The organism is Enterobacter sp. 301B (genome assembly GCF_003850715.1).
Lineage (GTDB): Bacteria > Pseudomonadota > Gammaproteobacteria > Enterobacterales > Enterobacteriaceae > Enterobacter > Enterobacter intestinihominis.
On record NZ_PQTC01000004.1, the window covers coordinates 72,531 to 88,277 of the forward strand.

Here is a 15,747-nt window from a genome sequence, read left to right on the forward strand (position 1 = left end):
AAGGATGAGAATGTTCAACTTTATAAGACAGGGTTTCAACGTGAAAGGCACAATGGCGTTTGCCATGGCGAGCGTGTTATTTACCCTCAGCCACTCCTGCTGGGCAGGGGAGTGCCGAATGAATAATGGAAAAGGCGGCACAACCACGCTGATCAATTCCGACTACTCAGGTGGCACCGTACGTCTTCCCCCTCCGGGTAATTATGCCAGTACTCTTTTTAACGTTAACCTGACACCGGGCATTCAGGCCGAATGTGGTGCAGGGGACGATGGTTTTAACCTCGTGTCACAAACAAACCCGACCTTGCTGATGGGGAGCAGTTATGGCAGGGCTATGTTTGAAACAAATATTCCTGGGATTTATTATTCCGTAAGGGTCCACACCGCAGAAAGCACTGGAGGCATGGGTGGCTATTTCGCTATGAATACGACTGACTGGACTACCGTTGCATCCTCCGGAAAATCTGACCCCTGGGATGACAAATGGATAAACACCTCAGTTCAAATTTATATTGATGAAGGTTACAGAGGCAACCCGAACAAAGAAACCTCAATCAGACCCAAACCCGGCACTCTGGGGAAAATGGCTATTGGTAATCCAAATGATTCTAACAACCAACCATGGACATTTGTGGTCAACGAGGACTCATTCCAGATCCCGATCGTTCTTCCAACCTGCGACATGGCCATGCTATCGGATGGCACTAATAATGTTAACCTGGGAGAATATTATGTTTCAGACATTAAAAACAATCGGGTTAAGGATATCCCTTTTTCAATTAGCCTAAGCAATTGTACCGGTGTGGCAAATATCACAACCAAACTCACCACCTCAAAGCTAACCGGAAAAAATAATGAACTTCTTGGTAATACGCTTTCGTCCGGAGCTGAGGGCGCAGGCGTGAGAATCATGTATAACGGAACCTCTCAACTCCTGCCGAATAATCCTGACTCATCCTATGTCATAACGGATTACCAAACCCCTGAATCCAAGCAAATTAATTATGTTGCTCAACTGGTAGCAAACGGAAACACAGTGAAACCGGGGTCGTTTAAAGCCACCGGCGTATTCACCCTTTCATACGACTAACCGCTATCCCTGCGGCTGATTACTGATCAGCCGCGACATCGTCTCCAGTGAATCCGTTCTTAAGATATACAAACGCTTCAACAGGAACGGATTATCCCCCGGCTTCACCTTCCCTTTCATCGTCGTCACTGCCAGATGAAAACCAGCGTCATTCGCTGCCTTTATCGCTTTATTGTCATAGCCGCCAAATGGATACGACACATACAATACGCGCGGGTTGAACTGAGCCAGTGCACGACGTGAGCGTTCAAAATCAAACAGGATCACGTGATAGCTACGGCTCAACAGGATGGGGTGTTTATAGCCATCCACGCGATGCAGGAAATGAGTGTGAGACTGAATGTCGAACACATCCTGGATGCCCTTGATTTCCTGAACGCTCATAAACTGTAGCGATTTTGGATCCCACTTCTGCGGATGGCCTTTGATTCGGGATGAAATTATAAACGCCGTCGCGTTGAAGCCATATTCTTTCAGCACCGGATACGCATAGCGGCTCACCGATTTGAGGCCATCATCAAAGGTGATCACCACCGCTTTCGCGGGCAGGTTCATCTTGTTACGCACGTACCCTTCAAGCTGGTACATCGTCAGCGTGGTGTAGCCCTGATCGCGTAACCATGCCATCTGATTATTAAACGCACGTACGCTGGTCGTCGTGGAGGTATGTCGAAAACGGGTGTTCTCTTCATCACGCAAAATATGATGGTAGGTCAGAACCGGTAGCCCGTTATCTTCCTGCGCATCCAGGCTGCTTACCCATGCCAGACGATTACCGATACGGATCTGGAACCAGGTCTGGTTCAGGCGGTCTTTCAGCTTATTCAGAATCGGATAGCGAAGATTAGCGCTTAAGGTGCCAAAGGGCGCGCTTCCGCTGCTGGGGGCGTTATACACCGGCGTGTCTTTCCAGGTAATGAGGTTTTGATTACTGAGCGGCTTGTTCAAGTCACCCAAACTATCCTCAACGCGTTGTTTGCCCTGAACTTTTTCAAGGTGGTCTTTATCAATAAACCCCGTACCGAATCCGAAACGAAATTCATAGTAATCCGCCGCGGCCGGAAAGACAGCGAGGATCTGCCCGGCGCGGACATTCCCCACATTCACAACGGCATTTCCCACCTGCGCCCAGATGGCCGCATCTTCGGTGGTTTGCATATATTGGGCAGGAAGGCCTTGCTGACTGGTCAGGCTGGCAGACGCACCACCGGAAACCACGAGCAGAAGGATAAAGATAACGCGTTTGAGCATGGAATATAAATCGACACAGAAAATCAGCCGCCATTGTAACAAAAGCGGCATCAATACCAATGTTTAATGCTTATACAGATCGTGAAGCAGAACAAAAGGCGGGTTCTTCTGCTGCTGGTGCCACAAGCTGCTCACGCCCGGCGAGCCCTGCGCCACAATGGCGTGACGAAACTCAGCGCTGCTCAACGTTGCGCGCAGCGGATACATCGCTTCGAGTAAAGGCAGGCTGATACCGGAGATTACTTCACAGTTATCGTGCTTATGGCTCATTAGGGCAGCCGCACGGTATGGCGCCGCGCCGGATCTGTCAGTGAGAAAAATCACGCCATCGCCGGTGTCGGTTTCATGCAGCGCGTCACACATCATCCGGCTGAGCATATTGGTGCTCAGCCCTCGCCAGTAATTTACCGCACGACATTGCGCCAGGGGGCCAAATCGGGCCTCCAGCTTAAGCAGCATTTCCTGTGCCTCTTCATCGTGGCAGGTGATCACCCATCCCAGCATAACGTCTCTCCTTAGCAGGCGAGTAGTTTATCCAGGTGAAGGTTAGTTTACGGTGATAACTGTCAAAGAAAGTGCCCGGCAAACAGAACGTCGCCGGGCAGAAGGTTAGCTACGCAGCCCGCGTCCGCGCTGGATCAGATACCAGCACAGCAGATAGAATGCCACGATAAACACCACCAGCACCACAACGGTGGTGAACAGCGGGACATCGGCAATGCCGAGGAAGCCAAAGCGGAAGCCGCTGATCATGTAGACAATCGGGTTCAGGTGCGACAGCGCCTGCCAGAACGGCGGCAACAGCGTCAGGGAGTAAAACACCCCGCCCAGATAGGTCAGCGGCGTCAGCACGAAGGTCGGGATCAGGCTGATGTCATCAAACGTTTTAGCAAACACCGCGTTCAGCAGCCCGGCGAGGGAGAACAGGATCGCCGTCAGCAATAATGTGAGCGCCACGAACAGCCACGAATGCACCTGGAACGGGACGAAGAACAACGAAATCGCCGTCACCAGAATCCCCACGCACAGCCCGCGCGCTACGCCGCCGCCCACGTAACCGGCGATGATCACATGCGTTGGCACCGGGGCCACCAGCAGCTCTTCAATGTTGCGCTGGAACTTGGCGCTAAAGAACGACGACGCCACGTTCGCGTAAGCGTTGGTGATCACCGCCATCATGATCAGGCCCGGCACGATAAACTGCATATAGGTAAAACCGTGCATCTCACCAATGCGGGAGCCAATCAGGTTACCGAAAATGATGAAGTAGAGCGTCATGGTGATCACCGGCGGCACCAGGGTTTGCACCCAGATACGCATAAAGCGGTTAATCTCTTTTGCCCAGATGCTTTTCAGCGCGACCCAGTAAAGATGCGTCATGCCTTGTCTCCTTGTTTGTCGTGCACCAGAGAGACAAACAGCTCTTCCAGTCGGTTTGCTTTGTTACGCATGCTTAATACCTGAATGCCCTGCGCACTCAACTGTGAGAACACGCTGTTGATACCCTGCTCGCGCAGCACTTCTACCTCCAGCGTCGAGGTATCGACCAGGCGATAGTTGTAGCCCTCCAGTTTCGGCAGCGCGCTTTTCGCCGCCAGATCGAGGATAAAGGTCTCTGATTTGAGCTTGGAGAGCAGATTCTTCATCGAGGTGTTTTCCACCAGCTCACCGTGCTGAATAATGCCGATATTGCGGCACAGCATTTCCGCCTCTTCCAGGTAGTGCGTGGTCAGAATGATGGTGGTGCCTTTATCGTTCAGATCTTTCAGGAAGCCCCACATGGAACGACGCAGTTCAATATCCACGCCAGCAGTCGGCTCATCAAGGATAAGCAGCTTTGGCTCGTGCATCAGCGCGCGGGCAATCATCAGGCGGCGCTTCATCCCCCCGGACAACATCCGCGCGCGTTCGTTACGCTTCTCCCACAGGTCGAGCTGTTTCAGATACTTTTCGCTGCGCTCAAGCGCCTCTTTGCGCTCAACGCCATAGTAACCCGCCTGGTTAACAACAATCTGCTGTACCGTCTCAAACGGGTTGAAGTTGAACTCCTGCGGCACCAGCCCCAGCTGACGCTTGGCGTTGACCACATCTTTTTGCAGATCGTAGCCAAACACGCTGACGCGGCCGGAGGTTTTATTGACCAGCGAGCTGATGATCCCGATGGTGGTGGATTTCCCCGCCCCGTTCGGCCCCAGAAGCGCGTAGAAATCTCCCGCTTCGACTTTAAGATCTATCCCGCGCAGCGCCTGAACGCCCCCCGGGTAGGTTTTTTTGAGCTGTTCAAGCTCCAGTGCAATCGCCATGAATTCAACTTACCTTAAGTTCTGACACACGTTGTGTGGTTTCATTAAAAGTCGGGTTACCCTATAGTAGCGCAACGCAATCACTTGGTTACAGGTCGCTAACCTCCATGAACGACATAGATACACTCATCAGCAACAATGCACTATGGTCAAAAATGCTGGTGGAGGAAGACCCCGGATTTTTTGGAAAACTCGCGCAAGCGCAGAACCCGCGCTTTCTCTGGATTGGATGTTCTGACAGCCGTGTCCCCGCCGAACGTCTGACGGGTCTTGAACCTGGCGAACTGTTTGTTCACCGCAATGTGGCTAACCTGGTTATTCATACCGATCTCAACTGCCTTTCGGTTGTGCAGTACGCCGTTGACGTTCTTGAGGTTGAGCACATCATTATTTGTGGCCACTACGGCTGCGGCGGCGTGCAGGCGGCGGTCGAAAACACAGAGCTAGGGTTAATCGATAACTGGCTGCTGCACATTCGTGATATCTGGTTCAAACATAGCTCACTGCTGGGCGAAATGCCGCAGGAGCGCCGTCTCGACACCCTGTGTGAGCTGAACGTAATGGAGCAGGTCTATAACCTGGGCCACTCGACGATTATGCAGTCTGCCTGGAAACGCGGGCAGAAGGTCTCCATCCACGGCTGGGCGTACGGTATTCACGACGGTCTGCTGCGCAATCTGGAAGTGACCGCCACCAACCGCGAAACGCTGGAACAGCGTTACCGCTCGGGAATTGCCAACCTCAAGCTTAAGCATGTGAACCATAAATAACAAAGCCGGAGGTTTTCACCCTCTCCCTGTGGGAGAGGGCTGGGGTGAGGGCATCAGCCCGCAATTATTCGTCCAGAATCACTACTTTCCCAACATACGGCAGATGGCGATAACGCTGCGCGTAATCAATGCCGTAACCCACCACGAATTCGTCCGGGATGGAGAAACCAACGAACTCCACCGGCACCTGCACTTCACGGCGCTCAGGCTTATCCAGCAGGGTACAAATCGCCAGTGATTTTGGTTCACGCAGGCTCAGGATCTCACGCACTTTAGAGAGCGTGTTGCCGGAGTCGATGATGTCCTCAACAATCAACACATCTTTGCCACGAATATCTTCATCCAGATCTTTCAGGATTTTCACATCACGGGTTGTGGACATGCCGCTGCCGTAACTGGAGGCGGTCATAAAATCGACCTCGTGCGGCACCTGCACTTCACGGCACAGGTCTGCCATGAACATGAAAGAACCACGCAACAGACCGACCAGCACCATTTCGCTGCCGCTGTCCTTGTAATGTTCGGTGATTTGACGACCCAGTTCGGCGATACGCGCTTTGATCTCGGCTTCCGGGATCATCACTTCAACAGTATGTTTCATATTACTAACCAAATGATTTTAGTGAAAATCTCTCAATGCGGATGACTCTCGCTCCGGCATCGATACGCAAGCCAGCCATTATACCAGTAAATGGATTGCCCTGGCGTATGAGTTATAAAAAGCAATATTTGTGATTCCGATCACAGTTGTTAATACCTATAATTAATTGCTAGCAAATAATTAACAAAACTGACGAGTACTTTTCTATGGCTGAAACAAAAACTAAACAGCCGCGTCTACTGGTGACATTAACAGCCGCGTTTGCCGCATTCTGCGCGCTGTATTTGTTAATCGGTGGCGTATGGCTGGTCGCGATTGGCGGCTCCTGGTACTACCCGATTGCGGGTCTGGTTATGGTTGGCGTAACCGTCCTGCTTTTACGCAGAAAACAATCTGCTCTGTGGCTGTACGCAGCGTTACTGCTCGCAACCATGATCTGGGGCGTCTGGGAAGTCGGGTTCGACTTCTGGGCATTGACGCCGCGCAGCGACATTCTGGTCTTCTTCGGTATCTGGCTGATCCTGCCGTTTGTCTGGCGTCGTCTGATCGTCCCTTCCAGTGGTGCTGTAGCCGGTCTGGTCGTTGCCCTGCTGATTAGTGGCGGCATCCTGACCTGGGCCGGATTCAACGACCCGCAGGAGATCCACGGTACGCTGAACACTGAATCCACACCGGCTGCGGCTATTTCGCAGGTGGCTGACGGCGACTGGCCAGCCTATGGTCGAAATCAGGAAGGTCAACGTTACTCCCCGCTTAAGCAGATCAACGCGGACAACGTGAAAAACCTGAAGGAAGCCTGGGTATTCCGTACCGGCGACCTGAAAATGCCGAACGATCCGGGTGAGCTGACCAACGAAGTGACCCCGATTAAAGTGGGCAACATGCTCTACCTGTGTACGGCGCACCAGCGTCTGTTCGCGCTCGACGCGGCCACCGGTAAAGAGAAATGGCACTTTGATCCACAGCTGAACTCCAACCCGTCGTTCCAGCACATCACCTGCCGCGGCGTCTCTTACCACGAAGCGCGCGCTGATAATGCCAGCCCGGAAGTCATTGCCGACTGTCCTCGCCGCATTATGCTGCCGGTGAACGATGGCCGCCTGTTTGCCATCAACGCTGAGACCGGTAAGCTGTGCGAAACCTTCGCTAACAAAGGCATTCTGAATCTTCAGACCAACATGCCGGACACTACGCCGGGTCTGTATGAGCCGACCTCCCCGCCAATCATTACCGATAAAACCATCGTGATTGCCGGTTCGGTAACGGATAACTTCTCTACCCGCGAAACCTCCGGCGTTATCCGTGGTTTCGACGTGAACACCGGTAAACTGCTGTGGGCCTTCGACCCGGGCGCGAAAGATCCCAACGCGATCCCATCGGATGAACACACCTTTACCTTTAACTCACCGAACTCCTGGGCACCGGCAGCGTATGACGCGAAGCTGGACCTGGTTTACCTGCCGATGGGCGTGACCACGCCGGATATCTGGGGCGGTAACCGTACGCCGGAGCAGGAACGTTACGCCAGCTCCATCGTGGCGCTGAACGCAACGACCGGTAAACTGGCATGGAGCTACCAGACCGTTCACCACGATCTGTGGGATATGGATATGCCGTCCCAGCCGACGCTGGCGGACATTACCGTTAACGGTAAAACCGTTCCGGTGATTTACGCCCCGGCCAAAACCGGCAACATCTTCGTGCTGGATCGCAGCAACGGTAAGCTGGTTGTTCCTGCGCCGGAAAAACCGGTTCCGCAGGGTGCGGCCAAAGGCGACTACGTCACCAAAACGCAGCCGTTCTCTGATCTGAGTTTCCGTCCGGAGAAAGACCTCAGCGGTGCAGACATGTGGGGTGCCACGATGTTTGACCAGCTGGTATGCCGCGTGATGTTCCACCAGCTGCGCTATGAAGGCATCTTCACGCCGCCGTCAGAGCAGGGCACGCTGGTCTTCCCGGGTAACCTGGGGATGTTCGAGTGGGGTGGGATCTCCGTTGACCCTAACCGTCAGGTCGCCATCGCTAACCCAATGGCGCTGCCGTTCGTTTCCCGTCTGATCCCTCGTGGTCCGGGTAACCCAATGGAGCAGCCGAAAGATGCGAAAGGCAGCGGTACCGAAGCCGGTATCCAGCCGCAGTATGGCGTTCCTTATGGTGTGACCCTGAATCCGTTCCTTTCTCCGTTCGGTCTGCCGTGTAAACAGCCTGCCTGGGGTTACATCTCCGGTCTGGATCTGAAGACCAACAAGATCGTCTGGAAGAAACGTATTGGTACGCCACAGGACAGCATGCCGTTCCCGATGCCTGTTCCAGTGCCGTTCAATATGGGTATGCCAATGCTGGGTGGCCCAATCTCCACCGCCGGTAACGTGCTGTTCATCGCGGCAACCGCAGATAACTACCTGCGCGCGTACAACATGACCAACGGTGAAAAACTGTGGCAAGGCCGTCTGCCAGCCGGTGGACAGGCAACGCCGATGACCTATGAAGTGAATGGCAAGCAGTACGTTGTCATCTCCGCAGGTGGTCACGGTTCGTTTGGCACGAAGATGGGCGACTATATTGTCGCGTATGCACTGCCTGACGACGCTAAGTAATGAAAAAGCCCGGTGGCGCTAACGCTTACCGGGCTTTCGGGTGTCCTATATAGGCCGGGTAAGGCGAAGCCGCCACCCGGCTTTTTTTATACGGTAAAGCCCAGCATCATCCCCGTATCTTCATGCTCCAGCAGATGGCAGTGGGCCATATAGGCAAACTCTTTCGGCGCTTCGTGCTCGAACTTAACCAGCACCTCGCTGACATCGCCTTCCACCCTCACCGTATCTTTCCAGCCCCGGCGATGCGCGTCCGGCGCTTTACCGTTCTCAGAGAGAATACGGAACTGCGTGCCGTGGATATGGAACGGGTGCAGCATCATGTCGCCTTCGCCTGAAATCACCCAGCGTTCAAACTGCCCTTTCGTGGCGGCGAACATGGGCGTGTTCATATCGAACGCTTTGCCGTTGATGCGGTTGGCGTTGTGGAAATCGAAACCATGGCCGCCGTGATCCATGCCGCCCATTTTACCGTGGTCCATATTCATATGGCCCATCATCTGGCCGTGGTGCATTCCCGCCATGGCCTGCTTGCCGTACTTCTTCATCAGCGCCTGCATGCCCATCATGTCGAGCATCGGGTCCATGGAGAGCTGAAGTTTACGCTGCGTAAGCCCGTCCAGCGACGGGAGTGCGGGTAGCGTGGTGAGGGCGTCCGGCAGCGTACCGGAAGCGGCGATCTGTAGCGGCTGAATGCGCAGGACCGGATGGGGTTTATCAAACGGCGCAACGGCCATCCCCATCTGGCTGACCGGCAGGGTCACCAGGTCAAACGCTTTGCCATCGCTGATATCCACCAGCACCTCGAAGCGCTCGCCCATCAGCATCGGCAGCTCGCTCACCTTCACCGGTTCCGGCAGCAGGCCGCCGTCGCTTGCCACCACATACAGCGGGCGTTTATCGCTGGTGGCGAAGTTCAGCGAGCGGGCGTTACAGCCATTTAGCAGGCGTAAACGCAGCCAGCCTTTTGGCGCGGCATGCTGCGGGTAGATTGCGCCGTTGGTCAGCAGCGTATCGCCAAACCAGCCTACCGCCGCGCTCATTACGTCCAGCTGATAGTCAATTTGCCCGTCAGCGCTGAATTTTTTGTCCTGCACAATCACCGGGACATCGTCGATACCCCACTGTTTTGGCAGGCGCAGCAGGCGGCTTTCATCGTCTTTAATCAGCACCAGACCGGCCAGCCCCATCGCCACCTGATGGCCCGTTTTGCCATGCTGATGCGGGTGGAACCAGCAGGTCGCCGCACGCTGGTCAGGAGTAAAGGTGACGCTGCGTTTACCACCAGGCTTGATGACGCCCTGAGGCCCCCCATCCACTTCGCCCGGGACTTCCAGCCCATGCCAGTGCAGCGTGGTCTCTTGCGCTAACGTGTTATGAATGTCTACCGTCACCGCCTTCCCTTTGCGTAACTGCAACGCAGGGCCGAGCAAATTGCCGTTATAACCCCACGTCGTGGCGGCATGCTGACCGAACGTGGTTTTACCGGCCTGCACCACAAGCTGAATGCGGCTGCGGGCATCTGCTGCGAGTAATTCAGGTATGGGTAAAGCAGGTCTGTCGGCGGCAAAAACGGCGCGGCTCCAGAGAGGTAACGCGCTGGCAACCCCCAGCGCGGCAGAAAATTTTAAAAAATCACGACGTTGCATGTGCATTTCCTTATTTCCAGCAGGCGATCTTTTGAGCATAAACCCTCCCCTTACCGGAAGGTCAAGCACGGCGGCAATAATAAAGATCGTCGGCCTGGCATCAAGTATGCTAACGTTAATTTTCCGTGATGCAGTGGTAAAGGCAATGAAGACGTTTTTCAGAACAATTTTGTTCGCCAGCCTGATGGCGATGTGTGCGAACAGTTACGCGCTAAGTGAAAACGAAGCGGAAGATATGGCCGATCTGACGGCAGTTTTTGTTTTTCTGAAAAACGATTGTGGTTACCAGAATTTACCCAATGGGCAAATTCGTCGCGCACTGGTCTTTTTTGCCCAGCAGAACCAATGGGACCTCAGCAACTACGACAGCTTCGACATGAAGGCGCTCGGTGAAGACAGCTACCGTGATTTAAGCGGTATTGGCATTCCCACTGCTAAAAAATGCAAAGCGCTGGCTCGCGATTCACTCAGCCTGCTCGCCTACGTGAAGTAACCTTCCCGACGCCCCTTGTTGACCCGCTAACCGCTTCACGGCGGTGTTGTGTTGCGCCCATCTGCCGGATGTAATGGATGTTAACGAAGGAGGTGCTCCCCATGACCGAAAAAACGGTATGGCAAGAAACGCTGCATGACCAGTTTGGTCAGTATTTTGCCGTGGATAACGTGCTCTATCATGAGAAAACCGATCATCAGGATCTGATAATCTTCGAAAACGCCGCCTTTGGCCGCGTAATGGCGCTGGACGGCGTGGTGCAAACCACCGAGCGCGACGAGTTTATCTATCACGAAATGATGACCCACGTCCCGCTGCTGGCCCACGGCCACGCGAAGGACGTGCTGATTATCGGCGGCGGCGACGGCGCGATGCTGCGTGAAGTCTCGCGTCATCAGAATGTCGAAACCATCACCATGGTGGAAATCGACGCCGGTGTGGTGTCGTTCTGCCGCCAGTATCTGCCCAACCACAATGCCGGCAGCTATGACGATCCGCGGTTTAATCTGGTTATCGACGATGGCGTCAATTTTGTTAACCAGACCACGCAAACGTTTGATGTCATTATCTCTGACTGTACCGACCCTATCGGCCCCGGCGCGTCGCTGTTTACCTCGTCGTTTTACGAAGGCTGCAAGCGCTGCCTGAAGCCTGGCGGGATTTTTGTGGCGCAAAACGGCGTTTGCTTCCTGCAACAGGATGAAGCGCTTGATAGCCACCGTAAGCTGAGCACCTATTTTGCTGACGTCAGCTTCTACCAGGCGGCGATCCCCACTTACTACGGCGGGATCATGACCTTTGCCTGGGCGACGGATAACGACGTCCTGCGCCATCTCTCCACCGAAATTATCCAGGCCCGCTTCCACCAGGCCGGACTCAAATGCCGATACTACAACCCGGCGATCCACACCGCAGCCTTTGCGTTGCCTCAATATCTGCAAGACGCGCTGTCCTCAAAGGAGGTGAACTAATTGAAAAAGCTTAAACTGCATGGCTTTAACAATCTGACCAAAAGCCTGAGTTTTTGTATTTACGATATCTGCTACGCCAAAACAGCAGAAGAGCGCGATGGTTATATCGCCTATATCGATGAACTCTACAACGCCAACCGTCTGACCGAGATCCTGACAGAGACCTGCTCGATTATCGGCGCCAACATCCTGAATATCGCGCGCCAGGATTACGAGCCGCAGGGAGCAAGCGTCACCATTCTGGTCAGTGAAGAGCCGGTTGACCCGCAGCTTATCGACAAAACCGAGCACCCCGGCCCACTGCCAGAAGTGGTTGTCGCCCACCTGGATAAAAGCCATATCTGCGTGCACACCTACCCGGAAAGCCACCCGGAAGGCGGACTGTGTACCTTCCGCGCGGATATTGAAGTGTCGACCTGCGGCGTGATTTCACCGCTGAATGCGTTGAATTATTTAATCCACCAGCTGGAATCCGATATCGTCACTATTGATTATCGCGTACGCGGTTTTACCCGTGATATCAACGGCATGAAGCACTTCATCGATCATGAGATCAACTCCATTCAGAACTTCATGTCCGACGACATGAAGTCGCTATACGACATGATGGATGTGAACGTCTATCAGGAGAATATCTTCCACACCAAAATGTTACTTAAGGAATTCGACCTTAAGCACTACATGTTCCACACGAAGCCGGAAGATTTAAGCGAAGAAGAGCGTAAGGTCATTACCGACCTGCTCTGGAAAGAGATGCGCGAAATTTACTACGGCCGTAACATTCCGACCGTGTAATCGTGGCCCGAAGCAGGGACGCTTCGGGGAGTTACTTCTGTTTCATAAAGTCGCGGTAGGCGTTCACCACTTTCAGGAAATCTTCCACACCGCACAGCGACAGGCTCTCTTCGTCGTAGTAGCTCATCCCCTCTTCCATCTCATCACCCGAGAACTCAAGCTGGTTGGCACGCACCATCACCTCTTCGCCATCCATCCACAGGGTGTATTCGTGCCCGGCGCGTTGCCAGGAGCGTTCACTGCCTTTCACCGTTTCCGCTGCCTGTTCGACTTCATCCAGCAGCGCGAGGTTCTCTTTCACCTCTTCGTTAAACCAGTGTCCAACGGCTTCGTGCCCCATCGACATTCGCACTTTCACCACGCCGGTGATGTCGCGCAAAAATTCGTAATCCATAGCGTTTTCCTCTGCAAAGCCATTAGGGTAATTATCGCAGCAGAGAGGAAGAAAAAAAGCGGGAGAGGTGGGAGGAATGAAAATAAAAAAAATACCCCTCACCCTGGCCCTCTCTCAAAGGGAGAGGGAATAAAATCCCCCTCGCCCCTTAGGGGAGAGGGGTTAGGGGTGAGGGGTTGGTTTTTATACCGCGGTCTGGAAGATCACCCCGTCAGCCTTCTCGGTGTACTGAGAGAGCTGGTCGAAGTTCAGATAGCGATAGGTATCCACCGCCGTCTTATCTACCTGAGCCACAAAGGTCTGGTACTCTTCCGGCGTTGGCAGTTTGCCAATCAGCGCCGCAACCGCTGCCAGCTCCGCAGAAGCCAGGTAGACGTTCGCCCCGGTACCCAAACGGTTCGGGAAGTTACGGGTGGAGGTGGAAACCACTGTCGCACCGTCGGCCACGCGCGCCTGGTTGCCCATGCACAGGGAGCAGCCCGGAATTTCAATACGCGCCCCGCTCTTACCGAACACGCTGTAGTAGCCCTCTTCGGTCAGCTGCGCCGCATCCATACGGGTTGGCGGCGCCACCCACAGACGGGTCGGCAGCTGGCCTTTGTGAGTATCCAGCAGCTTACCGGCAGCACGGAAGTGGCCGATGTTGGTCATACAGGAGCCGATGAACACTTCGTCGATCTTATCGCCCTGTACGTCAGAGAGCAGACGCGCATCGTCCGGATCGTTTGGCGCACACAGGATTGGCTCTTTGATATCCGCCAGATCGATGTCGATCACCGCCGCGTACTCTGCGTCAGCGTCAGCTTCCAGCAGCTGCGGATCCGCCAGCCATTTTTCCATGCCCTGAATACGACGCTCCAGCGTACGGCGGTCGCCGTAGCCTTCCGCAATCATCCACTTGAGCAGCACGATGTTGGAGGTCAGATACTCAATAATCGGCTCTTTGTTCAGCTTGATGGTACAGCCCGCCGCAGAACGCTCGGCAGAGGCATCGGTCAGCTCGAACGCCTGCTCAACTTTCAGATCCGGCAGACCTTCAATTTCCAGAATGCGGCCAGAGAAGATGTTTTTCTTGCCCTTCTTCTCAACGGTCAGCAGACCCTGTTTGATGGCATACAGCGGGATTGCGTGCACCAGATCGCGCAGAGTGATGCCCGGCTGCATTTTGCCTTTGAAGCGCACCAGCACGGATTCAGGCATGTCGAGAGGCATCACGCCGGTCGCTGCGGCAAACGCCACCAGACCGGAGCCCGCAGGGAAGGAGATACCAATCGGGAAACGGGTATGGGAGTCACCGCCGGTACCCACGGTATCCGGCAGCAGCATGCGGTTCAGCCAGGAGTGGATAACGCCGTCGCCCGGACGCAGGGAGACACCGCCACGGTTCATAATGAAGTCAGGCAGCGTGTGGTGCGTAGTGACGTCAACCGGCTTCGGATATGCCGCAGTGTGGCAGAAGGACTGCATGACCAGGTCAGATGAGAAGCCCAGGCACGCAAGGTCTTTCAGTTCATCACGGGTCATTGGACCGGTGGTGTCCTGAGAGCCCACGGAGGTCATTTTCGGCTCGCAGTACGCGCCAGGACGGATACCAGCGACGCCGCAGGCGCGACCGACCATTTTCTGTGCCAGTGAGAAGCCGCGATTGCTTTCCGCCACGTCTTTCGCCTGACGGAACACGTCACTGTGCGGCAGACCCAGCGCTTCACGCGCTTTGGTGGTCAGGCCACGGCCAATGATCAGCGGAATACGACCACCGGCACGCACTTCGTCGATCAGCACGTCGGTTTTCAGCTCGAAGCTTGCCAACAGTTCGTTGGTTTCGTGGTTGCGCACTTCGCCTTTATACGGGTAAACGTCAATCACGTCGCCCATGTTCAGGTTGCTCACGTCCACTTCAATTGGCAGAGCGCCCGCATCTTCCATGGTGTTGAAGAAGATTGGCGCAATTTTGCCGCCGAGGCACAGGCCGCCGCCGCGCTTGTTCGGCACGTGCGGAATGTCGTCGCCCATGAACCACAGCACGGAGTTGGTGGCGGATTTACGGGAAGAACCGGTACCAACCACATCACCGACGTAGGCCAGCGGGAAACCTTTCTCCTGAAGCGCTTCGATCTGTTTAATCGGGCCAACGCTACCCGGCTGATCCGGCTCGATGCCTTCACGGGCGTTTTTCAGCATCGCCAGGGCGTGCAGGGGGATATCAGGACGAGACCACGCGTCCGGAGCCGGAGAGAGGTCATCGGTGTTGGTTTCACCGGTAACCTTAAAGACGGTCACGGTAATTTTTTCAGCAAGCGCAGGGCGGTTCAGGAACCATTCGGCATCGGCCCAGGACTGCATCACCTGCTTCGCGTAAACGTTGCCTGCTTTGGCTTTTTCTTCTACATCGTAGAAGTTATCGAACATCAGCAGCGTTGAAGAGAGCGCTTTGGCAGCAATCGGTGCCAGCTTTTCGTTGTCCAGCGCGTCAATCAGCGGATGAATGTTATAGCCGCCCTGCATGGTGCCGAGCAGTTCAATGGCTTTTTCAGGAGTAACCAGTGGGGAGGTGGCTTCGCCTTTGGCGATAGCAGCAAGGAATCCGGCTTTTACGTAGGCAGCTTCATCTACGCCAGGCGGTACGCGGTTGATCAGCAGATCTAACAGGAATTCTTCTTCGCCCTCAGGCGGGTTCTTCAGCAGCTCGACGAGCGCGGCCATTTGGGTTGCATCTAAAGGTTTGGGTACAATTCCCTCGGCGGCACGTTCTGCTACGTGCTTACGGTATTCTTCTAGCACGACGGTTCTCCTCGCTCTCATTGTCATATGCGGCGGGCGTTCTCTTCACGCTCCT

Annotated in this window: 14 protein-coding genes; 6 read left to right on the forward strand and 8 right to left on the reverse strand. The window is 54.5% G+C overall.

Annotated features, from left to right (window positions below):
• The first annotated feature begins 4 nt into the window (after window positions 1–4).
• A complete protein-coding gene (locus C3451_RS05935; RefSeq protein ID WP_052952377.1) occupies window positions 5–1,090 on the forward strand; it encodes a fimbrial protein in 1,086 nt (361 codons plus the stop codon).
• A gap of 3 nt (window positions 1,091–1,093) precedes the next feature.
• On the opposite strand, the gene C3451_RS05940 is transcribed toward C3451_RS05935, so the two are convergent.
• From C3451_RS05940 to C3451_RS05955, 4 genes are all read right to left on the reverse strand, one after another.
• Window positions 1,094–2,341: a polysaccharide deacetylase family protein gene (locus C3451_RS05940; protein WP_032670914.1), complete on the reverse strand. Its 1,248-nt coding sequence runs from the start codon at window positions 2,339–2,341 to the stop codon at window positions 1,094–1,096.
• Window positions 2,342–2,404: 63 nt separating this feature from the next.
• Window positions 2,405–2,845: a PTS sugar transporter subunit IIA gene (locus C3451_RS05945; RefSeq protein WP_022647075.1), complete on the reverse strand. Its 441-nt coding sequence runs from the start codon at window positions 2,843–2,845 to the stop codon at window positions 2,405–2,407.
• A gap of 105 nt (window positions 2,846–2,950) precedes the next feature.
• Window positions 2,951–3,721, reverse strand: coding sequence for an ABC transporter permease (locus C3451_RS05950; protein ID WP_022647074.1), 771 nt, complete (start codon window positions 3,719–3,721; stop codon window positions 2,951–2,953).
• Window positions 3,718–4,644: an ABC transporter ATP-binding protein gene (locus C3451_RS05955; protein ID WP_003856300.1), complete on the reverse strand. Its 927-nt coding sequence runs from the start codon at window positions 4,642–4,644 to the stop codon at window positions 3,718–3,720. Before C3451_RS05955 ends, C3451_RS05950 begins: the two co-directional genes overlap by 4 nt.
• Before the next feature lie 107 nt (window positions 4,645–4,751).
• On the opposite strand from C3451_RS05955, the gene can reads away from it, so the two are divergent.
• The gene (gene can / locus C3451_RS05960; RefSeq protein ID WP_003856301.1) at window positions 4,752–5,414 is read left to right on the forward strand and encodes a carbonate dehydratase; all 663 of its coding nucleotides are present in this window, start codon (window positions 4,752–4,754) and stop codon (window positions 5,412–5,414) included.
• Between the two features lie 64 nt (window positions 5,415–5,478).
• Here the strand turns inward: can and hpt are convergent, their stop codons facing one another.
• Window positions 5,479–6,015, reverse strand: coding sequence for a hypoxanthine phosphoribosyltransferase (gene hpt / locus C3451_RS05965; protein ID WP_003856303.1), 537 nt, complete (start codon window positions 6,013–6,015; stop codon window positions 5,479–5,481).
• Between the two features lie 206 nt (window positions 6,016–6,221).
• Between hpt and C3451_RS05970 the strand changes: the two genes are divergently transcribed.
• Window positions 6,222–8,612: a glucose/quinate/shikimate family membrane-bound PQQ-dependent dehydrogenase gene (locus C3451_RS05970; protein ID WP_023299340.1), complete on the forward strand. Its 2,391-nt coding sequence runs from the start codon at window positions 6,222–6,224 to the stop codon at window positions 8,610–8,612.
• 86 nt (window positions 8,613–8,698) lie between these two features.
• On the opposite strand, the gene cueO is transcribed toward C3451_RS05970, so the two are convergent.
• Window positions 8,699–10,258 carry a multicopper oxidase CueO gene (cueO, locus tag C3451_RS05975; RefSeq protein WP_124304253.1) on the reverse strand — a complete coding sequence of 520 codons (1,560 nt, stop codon included), beginning with the start codon at window positions 10,256–10,258 and terminating at the stop codon, window positions 8,699–8,701.
• A 145-nt stretch (window positions 10,259–10,403) separates the two neighbouring features.
• On the opposite strand from cueO, the gene C3451_RS05980 reads away from it, so the two are divergent.
• The 3 genes from C3451_RS05980 to speD all read left to right on the forward strand — a co-directional run bounded on the left by C3451_RS05980 (window position 10,404) and on the right by speD (window position 12,517).
• A complete protein-coding gene (locus C3451_RS05980; protein ID WP_003856306.1) occupies window positions 10,404–10,751 on the forward strand; it encodes a YacC family pilotin-like protein in 348 nt (115 codons plus the stop codon).
• 101 nt (window positions 10,752–10,852) lie between these two features.
• Window positions 10,853–11,722: a polyamine aminopropyltransferase gene (speE, locus tag C3451_RS05985; RefSeq protein WP_022647071.1), complete on the forward strand. Its 870-nt coding sequence runs from the start codon at window positions 10,853–10,855 to the stop codon at window positions 11,720–11,722.
• Entirely contained in the window at window positions 11,723–12,517 is a 795-nt protein-coding gene (speD, locus tag C3451_RS05990) for an adenosylmethionine decarboxylase (RefSeq protein ID WP_022647070.1), read from the forward strand.
• Window positions 12,518–12,548: 31 nt separating this feature from the next.
• On the opposite strand, the gene yacL is transcribed toward speD, so the two are convergent.
• Both yacL and acnB read right to left on the reverse strand, forming a co-directional pair.
• Window positions 12,549–12,911, reverse strand: coding sequence for a protein YacL (gene yacL, locus C3451_RS05995; RefSeq protein ID WP_022647069.1), 363 nt, complete (start codon window positions 12,909–12,911; stop codon window positions 12,549–12,551).
• 183 nt (window positions 12,912–13,094) lie between these two features.
• Entirely contained in the window at window positions 13,095–15,692 is a 2,598-nt protein-coding gene (gene acnB, locus C3451_RS06000; RefSeq protein ID WP_022647068.1) for a bifunctional aconitate hydratase 2/2-methylisocitrate dehydratase, read from the reverse strand.
• Between the last annotated feature and the right edge of the window lie 55 nt (window positions 15,693–15,747).

Excerpts from the sequence above, each read along its gene's own strand:
- C3451_RS05935 (WP_052952377.1), top strand. The coding sequence starts at position 5 with ATGAGAATGTTCAACTTTATAAGACAGGGTTTCAACGTGAAAGGCACA.
- C3451_RS05940 (WP_032670914.1), bottom strand. The coding sequence starts at position 2,341 with ATGCTCAAACGCGTTATCTTTATCCTTCTGCTCGTGGTTTCCGGTGGT.
- C3451_RS05945 (WP_022647075.1), bottom strand. The coding sequence starts at position 2,845 with ATGCTGGGATGGGTGATCACCTGCCACGATGAAGAGGCACAGGAAATG.
- C3451_RS05950 (WP_022647074.1), bottom strand. The coding sequence starts at position 3,721 with ATGACGCATCTTTACTGGGTCGCGCTGAAAAGCATCTGGGCAAAAGAG.
- C3451_RS05955 (WP_003856300.1), bottom strand. The coding sequence starts at position 4,644 with ATGGCGATTGCACTGGAGCTTGAACAGCTCAAAAAAACCTACCCGGGG.
- can (WP_003856301.1), top strand. The coding sequence starts at position 4,752 with ATGAACGACATAGATACACTCATCAGCAACAATGCACTATGGTCAAAA.
- hpt (WP_003856303.1), bottom strand. The coding sequence starts at position 6,015 with ATGAAACATACTGTTGAAGTGATGATCCCGGAAGCCGAGATCAAAGCG.
- C3451_RS05970 (WP_023299340.1), top strand. The coding sequence starts at position 6,222 with ATGGCTGAAACAAAAACTAAACAGCCGCGTCTACTGGTGACATTAACA.
- cueO (WP_124304253.1), bottom strand. The coding sequence starts at position 10,258 with ATGCAACGTCGTGATTTTTTAAAATTTTCTGCCGCGCTGGGGGTTGCC.
- C3451_RS05980 (WP_003856306.1), top strand. The coding sequence starts at position 10,404 with ATGAAGACGTTTTTCAGAACAATTTTGTTCGCCAGCCTGATGGCGATG.
- speE (WP_022647071.1), top strand. The coding sequence starts at position 10,853 with ATGACCGAAAAAACGGTATGGCAAGAAACGCTGCATGACCAGTTTGGT.
- yacL (WP_022647069.1), bottom strand. The coding sequence starts at position 12,911 with ATGGATTACGAATTTTTGCGCGACATCACCGGCGTGGTGAAAGTGCGA.